Source organism: Vibrio sp. Isolate25 (assembly GCF_022398025.1).
Classification (GTDB): Bacteria; Pseudomonadota; Gammaproteobacteria; order Enterobacterales; family Vibrionaceae; genus Vibrio; species Vibrio coralliilyticus_A.
The window spans coordinates 1335700-1354439 of sequence record NZ_JAKEUT010000001.1 but is presented as its reverse complement, the minus strand read 5'-3'; the positions used below and the strand labels follow the sequence as shown (position 1 = coordinate 1354439).

Below are 18740 nucleotides of genomic sequence, written 5' to 3'. Positions count from 1 at the left end.
ATTACTTGGCAAGGATTAATGCGATGCGTTTGGTTTCAGGCAGGGAAAACCATCAGCTGCGAATTAGGGGAGGGTGTTATGCGGCGGTAGACTAGTGCGTCAGTAGCTCGCGGCCAATGGCATCGACCAATTCTAGAATGTGGATTTGCGATTCGCGGCTGTATGGTGAGATACCATCGACTTGCTCAGCAAGATCTAAGTTGGTGCTGGCAATCCCCGCGAGTGTTGACCCTGTATGGCTGATCGCAAATACCTTCAAGCCTTTGCGTTTTGCATTGTGGGCCATATCCACCACAGACTGCGTTTCTCCTGACTTGCTGATCAGCATAACGGTACCACTTTCGGCGCGGGCCAATTGGTGGATATCCGTGATCACTAAGTGGGGAACATTCGCCAAGGATAGAAATCGTGAAAGGTAAGAGACACTGACGATCGAGGCACCACGGGAATAGAGATACACCACAGGCGAATGATTTAATGAGTGAGCGATTTTTTCGATGCGTTGAATTTGGTCATCTTCTTCAATCACAGATTGCGTCTGCTTTTTCAGATCAGCGGCGAGCTTGTACCTGAGCTCAGTGTAACTGGCGTAGCCCATCTTTTTACACACACGATTGACTGAGGTCGTCGTCGTGAGTGCTTTGTTCGCAATGGTTTTCGCAGAGATCTCGGCCAACTCACTCGCGTGGCTGATCAAGTACTCATAGATGACACGCTCAATGCCCTTAAATGTATTCATCGCATACAATTTTAGTAATTAAATTGTCATTATTAGGCGCTAACTGGCAAATATTTTCCTTGATTGCTATCACAAAAGTATCGTCATACGTGGGTTGTATCAGGAAACTGTACCTTGGTACGTGGACGCTAAATATACTTGGCGGAGTTGATAAGAATACGGTGAACAACCATGAGTAAGAAAAAACTCGTTGCAGTGACCGCTTGCCCTACCGGCATTGCACACACATTTATGGCAGCGAAAAAAATTCAGGCATGGGCTGAGAAGCAGGGCTACGAAGTCAAAGTGGAAACCCAGGGCAGTGATGGTGTTAAGAACAAGCTAACGGCGCATGACATTGCGACAGCAGACGGCGTTGTTCTGGCTGTCGATGTACCCATCATGGACATGGAACGTTTTGATAATGCCAACCCGCTGAAAGTTCGCACTCAGGAATTGATTAAACGCGTAGACGAACTTCTGCCAACCGTCTTCCTGCGCGGCAAAGAAAAATCTGACGCCGATATTGAAGTGGCAGAAGAAAAACGCTCCGCGTATCAGGTGGCAATTGGCCACATCATGACGGGTATCAGCTACATGTTGCCAGTGGTGGTGCTTGGTGGCCTGTTAATGGCGGTGGCGAAGATCACGGGTGAATTGGTCGATATCTCCGGCACGCCAATCGAAACGCTCGATAAGCTTGGTTTTATGACCATCAAGTTTATGTACCCAATCTTTGCTGCGTATCTGGCATATTCGATTGCGGGTAAACCGGCTCTGATTCCAGCCTTTATTGGCGGCATCATGAGTGATGAGGTCTACAAGCGCTTCTTTGATCTTGAAGGCTGGGCGCCATCGGGCTTCTTTGGCGCGATTGCGATTGGTTTCCTTGTCGGTTATCTGGTTCGTTACCTCAATGATGTGATCAAAGTGAAGTCAGAGCTGACTACGCTCAAGACCATGCTGTTGGTTCCAGCCGTTACGGGTGTCGTGATGGTGCTGACCATGGAATACGTGATTAACCCATTCTTTGGCGCTTTGAACATCGCTATGATTGAACTGTTCACTCAGGCAGGCGATGCAGGTCGCGGTATCTATTCAATGGTGATTGCTGCGGGTACTGCGTTTGACCTTGGTGGTCCGATCAACAAAGCGGCTGGCTCGGTGGCACTTGGTCTGAATGGCATGGGCGAAGGCTTTGACTTGATTGCTCGTGAACTGGGTATCGTTATTCCGCCGATTGGTGTTGGTCTGGCAGCGATTCTTGATGGCAAGTTCCGCAAACGTGTCTTTACTCCGGAAGAGCAGACGGTGGGTAAAACCTCACTGATGCTAGGTATGATCGGTATTTCAGAAGGGGCAATCCCATTCATTCTGAAGAATCCGAAGATGATCCCAATCATGATTCTGGGTTCTATCATCGGCACACAGCTCGCGGTTGTACTGGATGTATGGCAAAGCCTGCCACTACCAGCTGTATGGGGTTGGTTCCTATCTTCAGACCCAATCAGCTACACCATTTCCGTCTTCGCTGGCTCACTATTTATCGCAGTCGCACTACTGCTGTGTACCAAGCCACAAAGCGCTAACGCCTAACACGTCACTTACCAGAGGCTCTGCTCTCCAAAATTGAGCCTCTGGTAACAAGAATCAGAATTTAGATTAGAGAAACTCCCATGACTAAAGTACATGTCATTCCACATACTCACTGGGATCGTGAGTGGTATTTTACTCAGCAAGACAGTGACGTTTTAGCGACTTACAACTTCACCAAAGTGATTGAAACTTTGGAAAGTCAGGCGGATTACAGCTGCTATCACCTTGATGGTCAGTCTGCGATTGTTGAAGATTACCTGAAGGTTCTGCCGCATATGCGTGAGCGTATGGCACAGCTGGTGGCAGACAAAAAGCTATTCATTGGCCCTTGGTACACCCAGACCGATACCTACAACGTAGCGGGTGAGTCCATCATCCGTAACCTGAAATACGGCATGCACATCGCAGAAGAGTTGGGCCACAGCATGAAAGTCGGCTACCTGCCAGACACATTTGGCCATAACGCGCAAATGCCAACGCTATTCCGCGGTATGGGCATCGACAACATCGTCTTTTGGCGCGGTATTGATTACGACCAACATGTCAGCAAATCCCATTTCATGTGGCAATCTCACGGTGGCGATGAGATATACGCTTACAACTTAGTTCATGGTTATGGTGCAGCGAAGAACATCGTGCCGGATGCTGAGCATCTGGATAAGAAAATCTTCCCAATGATTGAGAAGATCAAGTCGTTGTCAGGCCTTGATGAAGTATTGATTCCATCGGGTGGCGACCAAGTCAATATCGACCCGAATTTGCCAGCCACGTTAGCGGCAGCGTCTGAGCGTTCTCCATCTGGCGATGTGTATTCTATCTCTTCGATGGAAAACTTCGTCGATTTTCTACGCCGCAATAGTGAAGGGTTTGAGACTTACTATGGTGAGTTCAAAACACCGCGCTACACACGTATTCACAAGACTATAGGTTCTGTGCGCTACGACATCAAAAAGCTTAACTTTGAGATCGAACAGTTCCTGCTCAAGAAACTGGAAGTGGTTATTGCGATTGCCAAAGCACAGGGCATGACGGTGCACACTGAGCTGGTGGACTTGGCATGGAAGAAGATCCTTGAGTGTCATGCGCACGATAGCATGGGTGGTTGTAATAGTGATGCCACCAACGCTGATATCATGCATCGCCTTAAGCAGGCGGAAGAAATCTGTCATGGGTTATACAACTTGGTTGTCAAAGAAATTGCCACCAATGCCTGTGATGATTCGGAAGTGATGATCTTCAACGGTCAGACGACGCCATTTAGCGGCATTACCCGTGTTGTTGCGTTTTCCAAGCATGAATCCATCGCGCTAAGTGATGGCGAGAAAACCCTTCGCAGTGAAGTGGTCACTCGTGAAACACTGGATGGCGGTAAGGTCATCGAAGTGACTAAGGATGGCGAAAAAGAAGTGCCTGTTCCTCCTTACTACCGATTTGAGCTCAATGTCGATGTGACAGATCTGCCAGCAATGGGTTATCAGGTATTTCAGGTAGTGGAAGCAGATTGCGTTACTAAAGTACAGGCTTCTTCTGCAACTCAGATTGAAAATAGCAAACTGGCGCTTTGGCTGGAAAATGGTCAGCTTAAGCTGAAAGATAAACGTTCAGAGCGTATTATTGAGCAGCTTATCCGCTTTGAAGAGCAGGCCGATGACGGCGATTCTTATGACTTCTCACCGCTGGAAGGTGATACGCCACTGTACACTAGTGAACTAAGCTGGGTTGAATCTCATGTGGGTGAAAGCCAGCAGTCGATGACACTGAGAGCAAGTCTAGAGCTTCCGGAGAACCTAGAAGCTCGCCAGAAGGGTGAAAAGTCTGTTCAAGCGGAATTTATCATTCGCCTGACGCTTACTCAAGGCAAGCAATCCCTAGAAGTAGATATCGATACGCTTAATCAGGTTGATGATCACCGTGTACGCGTTTTGATCAATTCAGATGTTCAGACCGATACATCCATCAGCACTCAGCCATTTGCGTTGATGAATCGCCCGGTTGCGCCAAATGTTGATGGCTGGCGTGATAGCTTCCGCGAATGTCCGGTAGACATTGAAACCACCGATGGCGCGGTTGCTGTAGCGGCAGGGAATCGAGCCCTGATTGTTAATGGTCGTGGTTTGAAAGAGTTCCAGATCCTGAAAGGTGATACCAGTGACTTGATCGCTCTGACCTTGTTTAAGGCAACAGGCAAGCTCGGTAAAGATGACCTGTTATGGCGACCTGGCCGCGCCTCTGGCATCAACAACACCGTGGTGTACACGCCAGACGCTCAGTTACAGAAATCCATGCAATTCAGCTTTGCTATTGCGTTGGCGGACAGCGCTGAGCATCAGACAATCCGAGAGCTGGAAAGTGAATATCTTGATAGCCCATTCAGCTACCAGAAACAGTCGCTCAACAGCTTTGAGAATCGCCTCGAACGTTTTCAGGTTCGATTCGATAGCCGCGAAGCCGAGAAAAAATTCAGCCTGTTTGAACTGAACCAGCCGTTGGTTCTATCCAGCGTTGGCCATTCATTCTATCAAGACAATGCGGTCATTGTGCGCCTATTTAATGCGACGGAAAGTGAACAGCAACTCGATGTCACCGCGTTCGCTCACTTCGCAGATGTTGAGCGTGTCAATCACCGAGAGCAGAGTGTCGAGCAGAATTGGATAGTCAAACCAAACAATGCCATTGACCTGCGCGTTAGTTTCAAGATTTAACAGGTTGGAATCACAATGAAAGAGAAGATTTATAACAAAGTTGCCAAGCTGTACGGTGAAGAGCTGGCACCATCACTGACACAGGACATTTTGGCACTGGTTGATAATTGGCGTGGTCATGCGCCGTCTTATCAGGACTGGGTCGACGAGTCGACGGCGTACCTCATCACATACGGCGACAGTATTCGCCGCGAGGGAGAGCCTACGCTGAATACCATGAAGTACTTTGCCGATAAGTACTTGCGTGGCGCGATCAGCAATATCCATATTCTACCAATGTTCCCATACACTTCGGATGACGGATTCAGCGTAGTGGATTACCGCAAGGTTGACCCAAACTTAGGTGACTGGAAAGAGCTGAATGAGTTGGCGGAACATTTTGACCTGATGTACGACTGCGTGATTAACCACATCTCTAAGAATAGCGATTGGTTCCAGCGCTATCTCGCGGGCGATGAGGCTTATCAGGATTATTTTGTAGAGTCTGACCCGAGTCTTGATTATTCGAGCGTTACGCGTCCCCGCGCACTACCGCTCCTGACGCCGTTTACCAAGGCTTCGGGTGAGACGACACATGTCTGGACAACCTTCTCAGACGATCAGATCGACATTAACTTTAAAAGCCCGAAAGTGCTGTTGGAAAGCATCGATATTTTGCTGATGTACGCAGCGAACGGTGGTCGTTCTATTCGTCTTGATGCCATTGGGTTTATCTGGAAAGTGCTTAATACAACTTGTATTCACCTTGAGGAAGCTCATGAAATCATCAAGCTATGGCGTATCGTTCTCGATGACGTTATGCCGGGCTCTCTGTTGATTACAGAAACCAATGTGCCGCATAAAGAGAATATCTCTTACTTTGGTCAGGGTGATGAAGCTCATATGGTTTACCAGTTCCCACTGCCACCATTAACGCTGCATGCTTTCCTAAGCCAGGACAGCAGTGTGTTGACCGAATGGGCGAAGGGACTAACAAGCGAAGCAATGGCATCGTTGCAAGCTGGAAGCAAAACCACTTACTTTAACTTCCTTGCCAGCCATGATGGTATTGGTGTACGTCCGACGGAAGGTATTCTTAGCGACGACGATCGCCACATGATGTGTCAGCAGGTTGAGCGTAAGGGTGGTCGAGTCAACTACAAGAATAATGGGGATGGTACTCAGTCTCCGTACGAGCTCAACATTAACTATTTAAGTGCCATCACTGAGCCTGAAGATGACACACAGACGAAAGCGGCGAAGTTTCTCGCAGCGCAGTCAATTTTGCTCTCTTTTATTGGTGTGCCTGCGGTCTACTACCACAGCTTCCTTGGCAGTGAGAACGATGTGGCCGGAATGGAAGAGTCTGGCATCAATCGTCGTATCAACCGCAAAAAGTTCTCGGTCGAATCGCTCGAAGCCGAGTTGGCTGAGCAAGGTTCACTGCGCAATAGCGTCTACAGTGAAATGGTACGCCTGCTCAACGTACGCCAGCAGCAATCTGCTTTCTCACCAAGTTCATCTCAGCAGGTATTAGAGCTGGGTGATGGCCTGTTTGGCTTACAGCGTGGTGAAGGTGACAAAGCGATTCGTTTCGTCGTCAACTTGTCTCAGCAGACGCAATCCGTCACGCTGAACTCTGGTGGTAAGGATCTGGTCAGCGATCAGAGCTTTGATAACCAGTTTACTCTTAATCCGTATCAATTTGTCTGGCTGACAGAGCAATAGGAGCCACACTATGAAACTTGCGAACCTCACCTCTGAAAATCTGATCATGCTTGATGCGACGTTTGATGATCGAATCGCTGCTATTCATGCTCTGACAGACAAAATCGAGCAAGAAGGAAAACTGACGGATAAGAGTCAGTTTCTAGAAGCGGTATTGAAGCGTGAAGACGAGGGACCGACAGCACTGGGTGAATATCTTGCCGTGCCGCATGGTAAATCTGCTGCGGTCACGGAACCTGTATTTGCCTGTGCATTCGTTAAAGATGAAATGATGTGGAAAGGTCTGGATGGCGATGAGCCTGTGACCATGATCTTTTTGCTCGCCATTCCGCCAGCGGAAGCTGGCTCAACACATATGGAAGTGCTGACTACACTCACTTCCTCTCTAGTGGATGACGATTTCCGTGACCAGTTGGTGGCAGCGAAATCGAGTAAAGAAGTCATGCAGCTGTTTGGCGCTGAAGAAGACGTGTCAACAGAAGCCGCCCCTGAACCGGAAGTAGAAGAAGAGCAACCCGAAATGGCAAAGGATATCAGTCGTCATGCGTATCCACTTGTCTTGGGGGCGGGTGTTCTGATTTCTGCTTTCTTGTTCTTATTGCTTTAAGACGATAAGTCTCAGGGATTTTTCTCTCTGTTTTGCCCGGGATGACCGGACTTTTTTGTGCTGAAAGTAAGCAAAAAGGATTTGCTTGGCAGAGAGGACGAACTTTGATTTAACAGTTGGTATTTTCAACCCGTACGGTACAGACACAGCCCTCAGCTGGACAGGTGCTAGAAGACCTTCCTCCAAAGGAATCATAGATGACATAGCAACCCTGCGGCAGAGTGGTGATGTTGCTACTGTTAAGTTCAGTCTCAGAAAAAGAGTGTTCAAAACCAATCACAGTATGCCGATTGCCGATGGCTGTTGTGAGATCATCGCTTGTGCCAAGAGTTATAAAATCAAGCATGGTCAATGCGTCACCTGATTCCCCTTCACTTTCAGGGCACAGTGCTCCCCAATCGACCTCAACGGTACCGATACCAAAGTCCAACACATAATCTTGTTGATTTCCCGGATTAGACGTACTTGGTGTTAATCCGTTAATGTAGGCTTTCGCACTAACCTGATTAATCACGCCTTCCATTGCGTTGGCAATACCTTCCAATGTGGCTTCACGAGCAGAGGATTGAAGGTTAAGAAATCTAGGCGCTGCCACGACAGCAAGAATACCTAAAATAACCACGACAACGACCAACTCGATTAATGTAAAACCAGTTTTTTTCATCAAACTCTACTACGTTTATTTGCTACCACATGGCAGGGTTACCTGCATGCAAATGTTTATAAAGAAGGGGGCAATTATGACTATAAATAATTGATTACAACAGAGCCTAATCCCTAATTACATTACTAAGATTAATAATTGAAAACCAAAAAAGCCACTGAAATATTGAGATATTTATTAGGAATACACAATCCACAGGTGAAATGCTCTTATGCCTTATTTAGATAGAAGTCCCTTCTCTTGACTGATTTTTCAGATGTTGAATAAACATCGGGATTTTTTTGGCTAAATGTTTTCTAGACGCGTAAAAAGCATACAAAACCAAGTCTGCAGGCTGATGCTCCATGTCTATCATGGCCAGCTCACCAGTCGCTAACTCATGTCGACAACTCTCAATTGGCAATAGGGCTGCGCCGAGTCCAGCTAATGCTGCTGTTTTGGCGAGATAGCCACTGTTGACCTTGAAGGTGGAACTGACCTTTTGAGTCACTAACTCGCCCTCAGCGCTTCTAAACACCCATGGGCTGCCATTTAAAACTGTGTAACTGGTGATGCAGGGAATATGGTTGAGGTCGGTAATTTGATACGGAGTTGGGTGGGTTTGTAGCCATTTGGGAGAGGCAACAACAGCACTGGGCCATCGCATGATCTCTTTAGCTACCCAGTTGTAGTCATCGAGTTTGTCACGGTGAAAACTGATAACAATATCAAACCCATCTAATGGATCGTCCTTTGGATTAATGCTTGTGTCACAGCATAATGAAATTGAAGGGTGCTCCAGACAGAATGAAACGACCGCTTGGGCTAAGACGGGTGAATCTGGCATCAGCACTTTTAGCTGTCCTTTAACTTCATGAGAGTGCTGGGTCACTTCTTCGAGGGCGTGATTGAGTTTGTCTAAAAGAGATTGAGTTCTGACGTAAAGGTGCTCCCCTGCATCTGTTGGGTTGATTCTGCGTGTTGTCCGGTCAAACAGTCGAACATCAAGGCGCTCCTCCAGTAAAGCGATATGGCGACTGACATTGGAGGTTGGTAGATCGAGAAATTCTGCCGCTCTTTTGAAACTGTTGTTTTCGTAAACACAGTGAAAACTTTTGAGCCATTGTTGGTCAATTCTATCTAACATATTTATCCCAAAATATTGGATTATAAAATCCATTTTACCCACTTTATTACCAATAACTGGCTTATACAATGTTGGCTCTGCAAGTTATTGAAAGGGCTCTCATGGATTGGTTAGAAAACCTCTTTAATAGAAAAAACAAAATCAGTGCTCGTAAAGCATCGATCCCAGAAGGCATCTGGACCAAATGCTCTTCTTGTGAGCAAATCCTCTATCGTTTGGCGTTAGAAGAGAACCTAGAGGTTTGCCCAAAGTGCGATCATCATATGAGAATGAAGGCGCGTCACCGATTAGACAGCTTCTTGGATAAGGAGAATCGAGAGGAAATTGCCAGTGATCTTATGCCGAAAGATTTACTCAATTTCAAAGATCTGAAGTTATATAAAGATCGTATCTCGCTTGCTCAAAAGACGACAGGCGAAACCGATGCTTTGATGGCCATGAAGGGGACTCTGTTCGGGATGCCAGTCGTCGCATGCGCATTCGAGTTTGCTTTCATGGCGGGCTCTATGGGGGCTGTGGTCGGCGCTCGATTTGTGAAAGCGGTTGAAGTAGCGATTGAGGGTAATTGTGGATTAGTGTGCTTTTCTGCTTGTGGTGGTGCCCGTATGCAAGAATCACTCATGTCTTTAATGCAAATGTCCAAGGCCAGTGCAGCGCTCAACCAATTGTCCCGTTGTGGGTTACCTTATGTTTCGGTGCTGACTGACCAGACATTTGGCGGTGTGTCCGCTAGCTTAGCCATGCTTGGAGATATTAATATTGGTGAACCTGGAGCGATTATTGGTTTTGCTGGTCGCCGAGTTATAGAGCAGACCGTGCGTGAACAACTGCCTGAGAACTTCCAGCGTAGCGAGTTTCTGTTAGAACACGGAGCCATCGATATGATTATTGATCGGCGTGAGATGCGACAGCGTGTCAGTGGATTAATCGCGAAAATGACCAATACGACACTGCTTGATGATGCTAATGCGGTCTAGTTTGCCCGGCAAAGCACTCTTCAAAGCAAGGCTAGTTGCTTATTTTTCAAAGTAATAAGAATCAATTGCATTAACCTCATGTTATCACTATTCTAACAAGCTGATTTTGATTCTATAAATATCGCCACTATGAGCTCAGACGCTTTCTTCGACCACCTATTCGAATACGCGCAACAAGTAACGCCTTATCTGGCTGGTGTGATTGCACCGATCCCCGAAGATGCGTCTCAGCAAGACATCATCCACGTCGATCATCCGTGCAGTGAAAATATCCAGGATTTGTATGAACGCCTCAAGGCGGCCCATCCTGAAGCTGGCTCTGCCTATTGGCTAACCCGAACGTGGGATCTGATTTGTTGGCAACCAGTTTACCTTTCATTCATCTCGATTTATGCGTTGCATGGTTTGCCTGATCTCACTCGTATTGGACAAAAAGTGCAGTCGGAGTTTGTAGCAGGCTTTCAATTCGAATCTACAGAGCATGTTCATGGCACAGAGGCGGAGTTAGTAGCAAAAGCTGGTATTCAACTGCAGACCTTGTTTGCTTTTTTCCGCGAAGAAATGAGCCAGTGGACGCGGATTCGTCCGGGCTTTACCAACCACTTGTTCGCTGATGGTGTGCTGGGTTGTCTGGTCAAGCTGAGTAAGTTTGCCCCGCATATTCCGAATGACTATCTGCTTGAACAGGCTTCACTTTGGTTGGATGCGTGTGGGTTGCCAGCTAAATTGGCTAAAACACTGACCGTGGATGAGCAAAGTGGAGAGTTGAAACTGGTGCGTACCAGTTGTTGTTTGGTATACAAGTGTCACGGACGTAAACTCTGCGAGGATTGCCCGCGACATCCAGATAATAAAGCCTAGCTCTGCGTTCCTAACGTTCCAGCGCTACGTTGTTTCAGCGCGATGGTGAGGATGATCGCGGAAAGGCCAATACAACTGAGTGGAAAACCCCTTTGTCGTTTTCTTGTTATAAAAAAATCCCCACTAACAAAGTTAGTGGGGATTCAAGATTGTTTAACTCGCTTAAACGAGTGGTATTGGTATCACTTAAGCGTAGCTGAGCTTGCGATGTTGCAGCTCTGTGCGCATGCCCATCAACAGACTGACACACATGGTCAGCAGAATCACAGTAAATGGTAAGCCAGTTGAGATGGTTCCTGCTTGCAGTGCTTGAATGGCTTCTGTACCGCCAATCCAAAGCAACATTGCCGCTATAGCGCCTTCTACCGATGCCCAGAAAATGCGTTGTGGAATCGGTGCATCCACTTTTCCGCCTGAAGTTATGCTGTCGACAACCAGTGAAGCAGAGTCAGATGAGGTGATAAAGAACACCATGATTAATATAATAGAAATTACAGAAAGCACTGTCCCCATCGGCATAGCGTCAAAGGCATAGAACAGTGACAAAGTAATATCTGTAAGGCCATTTTGACCTAACTCACCAACCTGATTGATGACCTGTTCGATTGCGATTCCCCCAAAGGCTGACATCCAGACAAGAGTGATAGCGGTTGGTATCAGAATCACGGCCGTCAGGAACTCTCTTACTGTTCGGCCTTTGGAAATACGAGCAATAAACATACCGACACATGGTGACCATGATACCCACCAAGCCCAGTAGAAGACGGTCCAGCCATGCATCCAAGCTTCGTCTTCGCGACCATAAGGGTTACTCAGTGGCAGCATATTTTCAACGTAGCCGGCGATGGTAGTTGGAATAGTGCCTAGTGCCGTTGCAAAACCAGCAATGATAACAAACATTAGCAGCGCAAAAGCCACAAGTAAGTTGGTGTTACTCAGTACTTTGACCCCGCCATCAATGCCGCGAATAACGGAGATAATGGCTAGGCTGGTAACAAAAGCGATCACACCAAGTTGAAGACCGAGTCCACTCTCGATACCAAAAACATGGCTGATACCACTGGCGGCTTGTTGAGCGCCAAGCCCAAGTGAGGTCGCGAGACCAAACAAGGTAGCGAGAACTGCAAGCACATCAATGATGTGACCAAACCAGCCCCAAGTACGGTCGCCCAAAATAGGATAAAAAACCGAACGGATCGATAAAGGCAGGCCTTTATTGAAGGCAAAGAAGGCCATTGCCAGAGCTACGACTGCGTAAATTGCCCAAGGGTGAAGGCCCCAGTGGAACATGGTTGCACCGAGTGCCACTTTAGCTGCTTCTTCAGTGTATGGCTCGACACCCAGCGGAGTTTCAAACCAACCAGTGAAGTAAGCAACAGGTTCTGCAACGCCCCAGAACATTAAGCCGATACCCATACCCGCAGCGAACAGCATGGCAATCCACGAAAGGTTGGAATGCTCAGGTTTGGCATCGACACCACCAATGCGAATTTTGCCATAAGGTGATAAAACTAGGCCAATACAGAAAATTAGGAATACATTTCCAGACCACATAAACAGCGTGTCAAAAGACTCGATGATTTGCAGCTTTACGCCATCAATAGTGGATTTTGCAACGGTGGGATCGGCGATAAGAAGGGCGACAAGAAAGACAATGATCAGGCCCGCGCTGGCTCCAAAAACAGGGTTATGTACGTCAAACCCCCATTTCTGAACGTTGTCTTGACCGACGGTATAATCGGTATTTTCAATACTATATCTATCCTTAGTACTACTCATTAATCCTCACTAATTATTTAGAGCTCGAAGTAAAATTCGTGCAGAGGTTACCAGAATACTTGGTAAAACTAAAGAAAATCAGGTTTATTAAAAATAGTTAAGTAAATAGTGGAGGAGGTATTTAGTAGAGGTCTAACTAAATATAGGGTAAGCCATATGATGTTGTTTCTTGCCGTAATGCGAGTGATACATGTTGCAATTCTTTATGGTTGATCGTCTTGAATTGTCTTGGCTGGGAGGGGGAACAAAACATCGTGTTATAGGGATGAGTCAAGCCAGTTTCACCGTGTTTATGCGATCCTAAGTTGAGCCATCTGTTTAACAAAATGCTAGGTGAAAGTATAAGGACAGCCTAAAGGTGTGAAACTCCCCTTATTCTAGCGTTTTAAATGCTGGACTTGGCCTCTAAAAATACGCATATGGTCTACTATTATCAGTACGTTACTAATGTAGTCGATGGGGATGGTATGGCAATAAAACGAAGGCTGGCTAAATGGTTTTTTTTCCTAGTATTTGCCTTACTGGGTGCGTTGGCGATCTACTACTTTGTGACCAAAAATACAGAAAAAAGTCTCTCTCAAGTAAAAGACGCTTTGCAAGTGGAGGCGATGACCAAGGCCGACTACTTTCGTGAGCATATAGAAAGAAACATCGCCGCTGCTAAATTTCTTCACTCGACACCACCTATTTCAGGGATCACGAGAGCGCTCAGTAATGACGGTTTAGATGTAGCTGATGGCACCACATTGGAACAATGGAAAGCGCGTCTGAGTATTATTTTTAAAGGGATGATAGAGAACAACCCAGATGTCATGCAGTTGAGTGTGATAGTGGCAGATGAGTCAGGACAAGAGTTTATTCGAGTTGATCGCATTCAGGGGAAAGTACTTATCTTGCCTGACAACCAATTACAGAGTAAGAGTAAAGAATCCTACTATGGTGCGCTCAAAACGCTTAATTTCAACGAAATCTACATCACCCCGATTAACTTGAATCGTGAACATGGTCGAGTAGCGTTTCCTTTTCAACCAACTTATCGGATTTTTATGCCGATTTTTTATGAATCTGGGAAGCGCTTTGGTGCGCTGAAAATTAATATCGATGCGAGTTCTTTATTAACCTATCTGACCCAGGCACATGTTTTGGCGGACGATAACTGGCTGGTAGATAGTGATGGGTACTTCATTACTGCCAAGAACGAAAAAAAACAATTTACACGCCAGTTGGAGCCATCCGCAAATATCCATCTGCTATACGATATTCGAGAGGTCGAAAATGGATATTTTGAAATTACGTCGAAAGCTGGAAGCGGAAGTTGGCTAGCAACCAAGGAAGAGGTTTATCTTGGTAACAATATTTCAAAGCAGCTTACCCTCTATAGTGTGATTAATCAGCTAACGGTACAAAACATCGTTCAAGAGGAGCTCACCGAGTTATGGTTAGTGGTGGGGTTTGTTCTTGTGTTTGCTCTTGTTGCTCTTGCATTGTTCTACCGTTCATACCAGTCAAGCCTACAACTCAATCAAATGAACTCTCGATCGAAAACGGTTATTGAAAATGCTTCTGATGCGATTATCTGCCTTGATGCTTCTGGAGCCATTACCACTTGGAACCGATCTGCTGAAAAGCTGTTTGGCCAAGCTGAGCACTATGTGATGAATAAACCTCTATCGAGTATTGTGACATTATCTGAGCATGATTTATCCGAAGTATTAGAGCGGGCTAAAAATACACAAGCGATACAGCTTATAGAAGACCAAATCACGACGGATGATACAGTATTTATTGAGGTAAGTGTTGCCCCTATTGTTTCTGATGGCCAGCGAAGAAGTGACTCCTTGGTAGTGAATATTCGTAACATCACTGGCGCTGTAAAAGCGCAAGAAGCATTAGAAAATTACAACTCTGAGCTAGAAGAAAAAGTTGCCCAGCGGACAGAAGAGTTGCAGGCGTACAGCTTTCAACTAGAAGACGCCCATGAAAAGGCGCTAGAAGCCAGTCAGGCTAAAAGTAAGTTTATTGCCACCATTAGTCATGAAATGCGAACTCCTCTCAATGGGATGATGGGGATGTTGAGTTTAATTAAGACCGGTGGCCTGAGCGCGGTGCAAAGTAACTACCTCACTATGGCTGAAAATAGTGTCAACACGCTTGCTGTATTGATTAACGATATTCTCGATTTATCGAAAATTGAATCCGGGAAGTTGGAAATTAATCACATCCTTTTTTCACCAAGAGATGTGCTAGAAACTCTAGTGCAAACTTGTGCGGTCAAAGCCCGAGAAAAGGGGCTCGAGGTGATTTTAGATACAGTAGACATCGACTACAAAAAGGTGTTTGGTGACCCAAATAGAATAAAGCAAATTGCGAGTAACCTGATCAATAACGCGATCAAGTTCACCAATGAGGGAGAAGTCAAGGTTCTGGTCTCAGTGACTCAACAAGAGCCCGGTGTGGTGAGGTTGGTTGTGGATGTTTACGATACGGGAATAGGGATTGCGAAAGAGAATCAGCATCGTCTTTTCCAACCATTCTCTCAAGAAAAGTCTGAAGTTTCAGAGCAATATGGTGGCACTGGGCTGGGTTTATCGATATGTCGACAGTTGTGCAAACTGATGAATGGCGAGATTGAGTTTGAATCTGAAAAAGATAAAGGCAGCCATTTTAAGTTCTTCGTTGATTTTGATGAGAGCCAGTGCGAGCAGGAAGAAAAAGCGTTGATTTTGTCGGGACAAGCAGTGGCAATCGCACTCAATAATGAATCTCTATTAGAATCGGTTACTCGCACGGTTCATTCATTAGGGGGAGAGGCTTTGCACATAACAGACACTGCCTCAGAGAGCCTGAAACAGTCTGATAGGGTAATTTTTGATGATGCTCACCCGCTGCGACAAGAGATAATCTCAATGGTTAAAGCCAGAGCTAAAACAGATAGCCCGCTACATGCGATTGAACTGTGCGCACACTTAAACCAAGCTTCGGGGCATTACCCTAATTCTTTTAGGATATCGAAGCCAAGTACTTATTTGGACTTTTTGGTTGCCTTCAGAGGGGAGCAAACAAAAGATGTCAACGTTGAGATCATAGAAAATGAAGCCTCCTCTATTGATATCGATCTGTCCGGTACCCGAGTGTTGGTTGTCGACGATAACGAGATAAATAGGGAAGTGGCTCGCGGTTATCTGGAGCGAGTCGGTGCGTTAGTCTTTTTTGCTCATGATGGCGAGCAGTGTCTTGAAGTTGTTAAGAAGTCGTTTATGAAAGGGGTGCCTTTCGACTGCATCTTATTAGATTGTCAGATGCCAGTGATGAATGGCTACGACTGCTCCCGTCAATTAAGGTACAACAGCCAGACATATGGCAGTGGCAAGCTACCAATTATCGCCATGACGGCGAACGCTTTCTCTGGTGAGCGAGAGAAATGTATTTCCTATGGAATGAACGATTTTATTTCCAAACCCGTTGATGCAGAGCTTCTCATCAAGAAAGTTGAGCAGTGGGTGGGGGTGCCTGATGAGGTGCTTTCCATGAATCAAGCAGAGGGTTTTTCCGAAGAGATGGTAGAAGGTGGTGAGCCTGAATGGGATAAAGATAATGCTCTTGTAAGAATGCGTGGGGACCATGAGCTTTTGCACACCATTGTTGAGATTTTTAGAGAAACGGCATCAGAGCATATTGAAGCATTAGGTCAATCTATTAAGGAAGGTAATTCACAAGAGATATTTGAATGGAGCCACAAGTTAAAAGCCGTTTGTGGCGATATAGGAGCTGATAAGCTAAGAGAACTCTTTAGCAAAATTGAAAGTGAAGCCCGTAAAACAGAAGGCATGAATATAAATTATATCTCTGAAATCTATAAAAAAGTACTGTATTCAGATATCCGTTTACGCAGGGAAATTGATGCCTACCTTGCGTAGTATGTGGGCTAGAATCGCTTGATTTAATGCCTGTATTATTAATCGTGTAGCATTTCTGTTCTTTGCGTTGATTCAGACGTTGGAATTACTAGAAGAATTATACGAATACATCCTGATGTTATCTCTAGGGAACCAGCCCAGTTTCTCATAGAATTTTTGTGCATTGAGGTTGTTGTCGTGGACAAACAGATGAGTTTTAGCAATGCCGATATTGGCTAGCGCGTTAATGGATTGGCTTACCAACTGATAGCCAATTCTCTGACCGCGAAACTGGGGTAAGACAGCTAGGTGTTGCAGATAGCCCCGCCTACCATCGGTGGCAACCAAAACCGCGCCGATAATGTGACCTTCACTGATCGCTACGAAGCTTAAATTGGGGTTTCTGTCGAGGTAGAGTGCGATGTGCTCACGAGAATCGGCATCCCTTACGGACATGCCTTCAGTCTGAAGCCACAACCGGATTACGGCGTCGTAATCTTCGATTGTCATTGGGCGAATGGTCACCAATTTAGCCTCCTTGCTATGCCGGTGGTTGTTGGACGTAAAAACGATTTAAATCAATACCTATCAATAAGTTACTGCTTTGTCAAAATAGGCATTTAATAGCCGTTTTCTGGAAGAGAATGAAACTGTGCTGAAAGATGGTTTTTACTAATCATACAAATAAGTACGCCTTGCTGCGCATTGTCGGATGTACCTACTAATTCTCCTTGAGCGTTCCAAACACTGTTTTTGCCGCAAGTATCCCATCCACCTGTTTTTGATATGTGATTGCAGAGGAGGACTGGGAATGCATGGTCACGAGCAAGACCAGACAAAATACTAGCATCAGGGACGAAACCACTCGGTGAGATCAGGGCACTAACCAGATAAAGGTCTGCTTTGTTGTCGGCTGCGTCCTGTGCGTGCTCAGGTTTAGCAAAATCAGCACATACGGCGAGCGCAATGCGCGTGTTATTAATGTTGAGCAGGTGATTGGTTTTTCCAGCAGCGCAATAAGTGCCTTCACCGTCATGCAGGTACTGTTTGGAGTAGAACTCGATCTCTCCGTTTGGAAAGCAAATAACCGCGGCAATATGTGGCTTTGAGCCTGGCACTGCAAGCGGACAGCCCGCAATGACTGTTATGTTGTGCGCAGTAGCTGCGGATGAAAGTGCATTAATCGCAGGATTTGATGGGGCAAAGGCAAGCTCGTCGGCTAAATCCAGTTCGTACCCTGTTAAAGACAGTTCAGGAAACACGACGAGATTTGCTCCAAGCTGAGAAGATTGCTCCACATGTATAAGGTGAGTGCGCAAATTGGCTTCAATGTCTCCTCGCTTGGCTGGAGCCTGAGCCAAACCCATGATAAGTGTTTGTTCCATTTTTAGTTATGCCTTTCCTTTAATGGCTTGCTGCTAGGCTATTGGCAGCATTTTCCTGAAATCTGAATGGGTGGGCAGGGAATCGTGCCATAAGAGCAAAATACACAGCAGTCTCCTGCCAGTGGCTTAAGGAGTTCGCCACAGTTTTTACATTCATAGAAGTAAACGCAGGCGTTATCTGGCATAGATTCTAGGCTCGAAAAACCGCACTTTGGGCAAGTCAGTTTGGATTCTGTTACTACTTCCATGGTTGCACCTCCACCGTTTGCACTATTTAAGCATAGGTGCGAATATCAGACTAGGGCTTCAACCACTTTAAACAACGGTAAGGTTTTGATTTTAAGCTTTTTAAGCGGCTTGCCAAACTTCCACAGTGAATCTCTAGTTTGTGCCCATCGGGGTCGAGGATATACACAGATGAGCCTTCACTTTGGTTACTTTTCCATTGTTCAGCTTTGTGCTTCTTCAGGTGGTCACATAAGGTCGCGAAGTCTTCCTCAGCAACATTAAATGCAATGTGACTGTAATCGGTTTTAGGGCAAGGGGAGTCTAGAGATAGGCACAACCACAACTCCCCTATCGAGAGGTAAGCGCCTTTCTCCCATTTGACTTTCCCTTCAAAGCCAAGAACGCGAGTATAGAAGTCCAACGAACGTTCTACGTTACTTACAGCGAGAGTGATGTGGTTGAGTCCGGTTATCATCATTATCCAATTGGCTGTG

At 46.0% G+C, this 18740-nt stretch carries 15 protein-coding genes; 7 read left to right on the top strand and 8 right to left on the bottom strand.

The features are described from left to right. Window positions 1-91: 91 nt before the first annotated feature. On the bottom strand, window positions 92-739 hold the full coding sequence (locus L1D15_RS05890) for a MurR/RpiR family transcriptional regulator (RefSeq protein WP_031342654.1): 648 nt from the start codon (window positions 737-739) through the stop codon (window positions 92-94). 171 nt (window positions 740-910) lie between these two features. Between L1D15_RS05890 and L1D15_RS05885 the strand changes: the two genes are divergently transcribed. From L1D15_RS05885 to L1D15_RS05870, 4 genes are all read left to right on the top strand, one after another. Continuing rightward, on the top strand, window positions 911-2314 hold the full coding sequence (locus L1D15_RS05885; protein WP_239874983.1) for a fructose-specific PTS transporter subunit EIIC: 1404 nt from the start codon (window positions 911-913) through the stop codon (window positions 2312-2314). Window positions 2315-2394: 80 nt separating this feature from the next. After that, window positions 2395-5016, top strand: coding sequence for a glycoside hydrolase family 38 C-terminal domain-containing protein (locus L1D15_RS05880; protein WP_239874982.1), 2622 nt, complete (start codon window positions 2395-2397; stop codon window positions 5014-5016). Between the two features lie 15 nt (window positions 5017-5031). After that, window positions 5032-6723, top strand: a complete 1692-nt coding sequence (locus L1D15_RS05875) for an alpha-amylase family glycosyl hydrolase (RefSeq protein ID WP_239874981.1) — start codon at window positions 5032-5034, stop codon at window positions 6721-6723. Window positions 6724-6733: 10 nt separating this feature from the next. After that, the gene (locus L1D15_RS05870; protein WP_239874980.1) at window positions 6734-7330 is read left to right on the top strand and encodes a fructose PTS transporter subunit IIA; all 597 of its coding nucleotides are present in this window, start codon (window positions 6734-6736) and stop codon (window positions 7328-7330) included. A 109-nt stretch (window positions 7331-7439) separates the two neighbouring features. Here the strand turns inward: L1D15_RS05870 and L1D15_RS05865 are convergent, their stop codons facing one another. Further along, complete coding sequence (locus L1D15_RS05865) at window positions 7440-7994, bottom strand: prepilin-type N-terminal cleavage/methylation domain-containing protein (protein ID WP_275658286.1); 555 nt, start codon at window positions 7992-7994, stop codon at window positions 7440-7442. A gap of 220 nt (window positions 7995-8214) precedes the next feature. Next, window positions 8215-9120 carry a LysR family transcriptional regulator gene (locus L1D15_RS05860; RefSeq protein ID WP_239874979.1) on the bottom strand — a complete coding sequence of 302 codons (906 nt, stop codon included), beginning with the start codon at window positions 9118-9120 and terminating at the stop codon, window positions 8215-8217. 101 nt (window positions 9121-9221) lie between these two features. Between L1D15_RS05860 and accD the strand changes: the two genes are divergently transcribed. Both accD and L1D15_RS05850 read left to right on the top strand, forming a co-directional pair. Next, a complete protein-coding gene (gene accD, locus L1D15_RS05855) occupies window positions 9222-10097 on the top strand; it encodes an acetyl-CoA carboxylase, carboxyltransferase subunit beta (RefSeq protein WP_239874978.1) in 876 nt (291 codons plus the stop codon). Between the two features lie 129 nt (window positions 10098-10226). Further along, complete coding sequence (locus tag L1D15_RS05850; RefSeq protein WP_239874977.1) at window positions 10227-10958, top strand: siderophore ferric iron reductase; 732 nt, start codon at window positions 10227-10229, stop codon at window positions 10956-10958. A 186-nt stretch (window positions 10959-11144) separates the two neighbouring features. Here the strand turns inward: L1D15_RS05850 and L1D15_RS05845 are convergent, their stop codons facing one another. After that, window positions 11145-12737, bottom strand: coding sequence for a BCCT family transporter (locus L1D15_RS05845; RefSeq protein WP_239874976.1), 1593 nt, complete (start codon window positions 12735-12737; stop codon window positions 11145-11147). Window positions 12738-13204: 467 nt separating this feature from the next. Between L1D15_RS05845 and L1D15_RS05840 the strand changes: the two genes are divergently transcribed. After that, window positions 13205-16654: an ATP-binding protein gene (locus L1D15_RS05840; protein WP_239874975.1), complete on the top strand. Its 3450-nt coding sequence runs from the start codon at window positions 13205-13207 to the stop codon at window positions 16652-16654. A 72-nt stretch (window positions 16655-16726) separates the two neighbouring features. On the opposite strand, the gene L1D15_RS05835 is transcribed toward L1D15_RS05840, so the two are convergent. The 4 genes from L1D15_RS05835 to fos form a co-directional block, all read right to left on the bottom strand. Further along, window positions 16727-17161: a GNAT family N-acetyltransferase gene (locus L1D15_RS05835; RefSeq protein WP_239874974.1), complete on the bottom strand. Its 435-nt coding sequence runs from the start codon at window positions 17159-17161 to the stop codon at window positions 16727-16729. Window positions 17162-17253: 92 nt separating this feature from the next. Further along, window positions 17254-18018 carry a carbon-nitrogen hydrolase family protein gene (locus L1D15_RS05830; protein ID WP_239874973.1) on the bottom strand — a complete coding sequence of 255 codons (765 nt, stop codon included), beginning with the start codon at window positions 18016-18018 and terminating at the stop codon, window positions 17254-17256. A gap of 38 nt (window positions 18019-18056) precedes the next feature. Next, window positions 18057-18266 carry a GDCCVxC domain-containing (seleno)protein gene (locus tag L1D15_RS22040; protein ID WP_275658285.1) on the bottom strand — a complete coding sequence of 70 codons (210 nt, stop codon included), beginning with the start codon at window positions 18264-18266 and terminating at the stop codon, window positions 18057-18059. A 50-nt stretch (window positions 18267-18316) separates the two neighbouring features. Next, window positions 18317-18721 (bottom strand): fosfomycin resistance glutathione transferase, encoded by a 405-nt coding sequence (fos, locus tag L1D15_RS05825; protein ID WP_239875129.1) that lies wholly within the window; start codon window positions 18719-18721, stop codon window positions 18317-18319. Window positions 18722-18740: the final 19 nt, after the last annotated feature.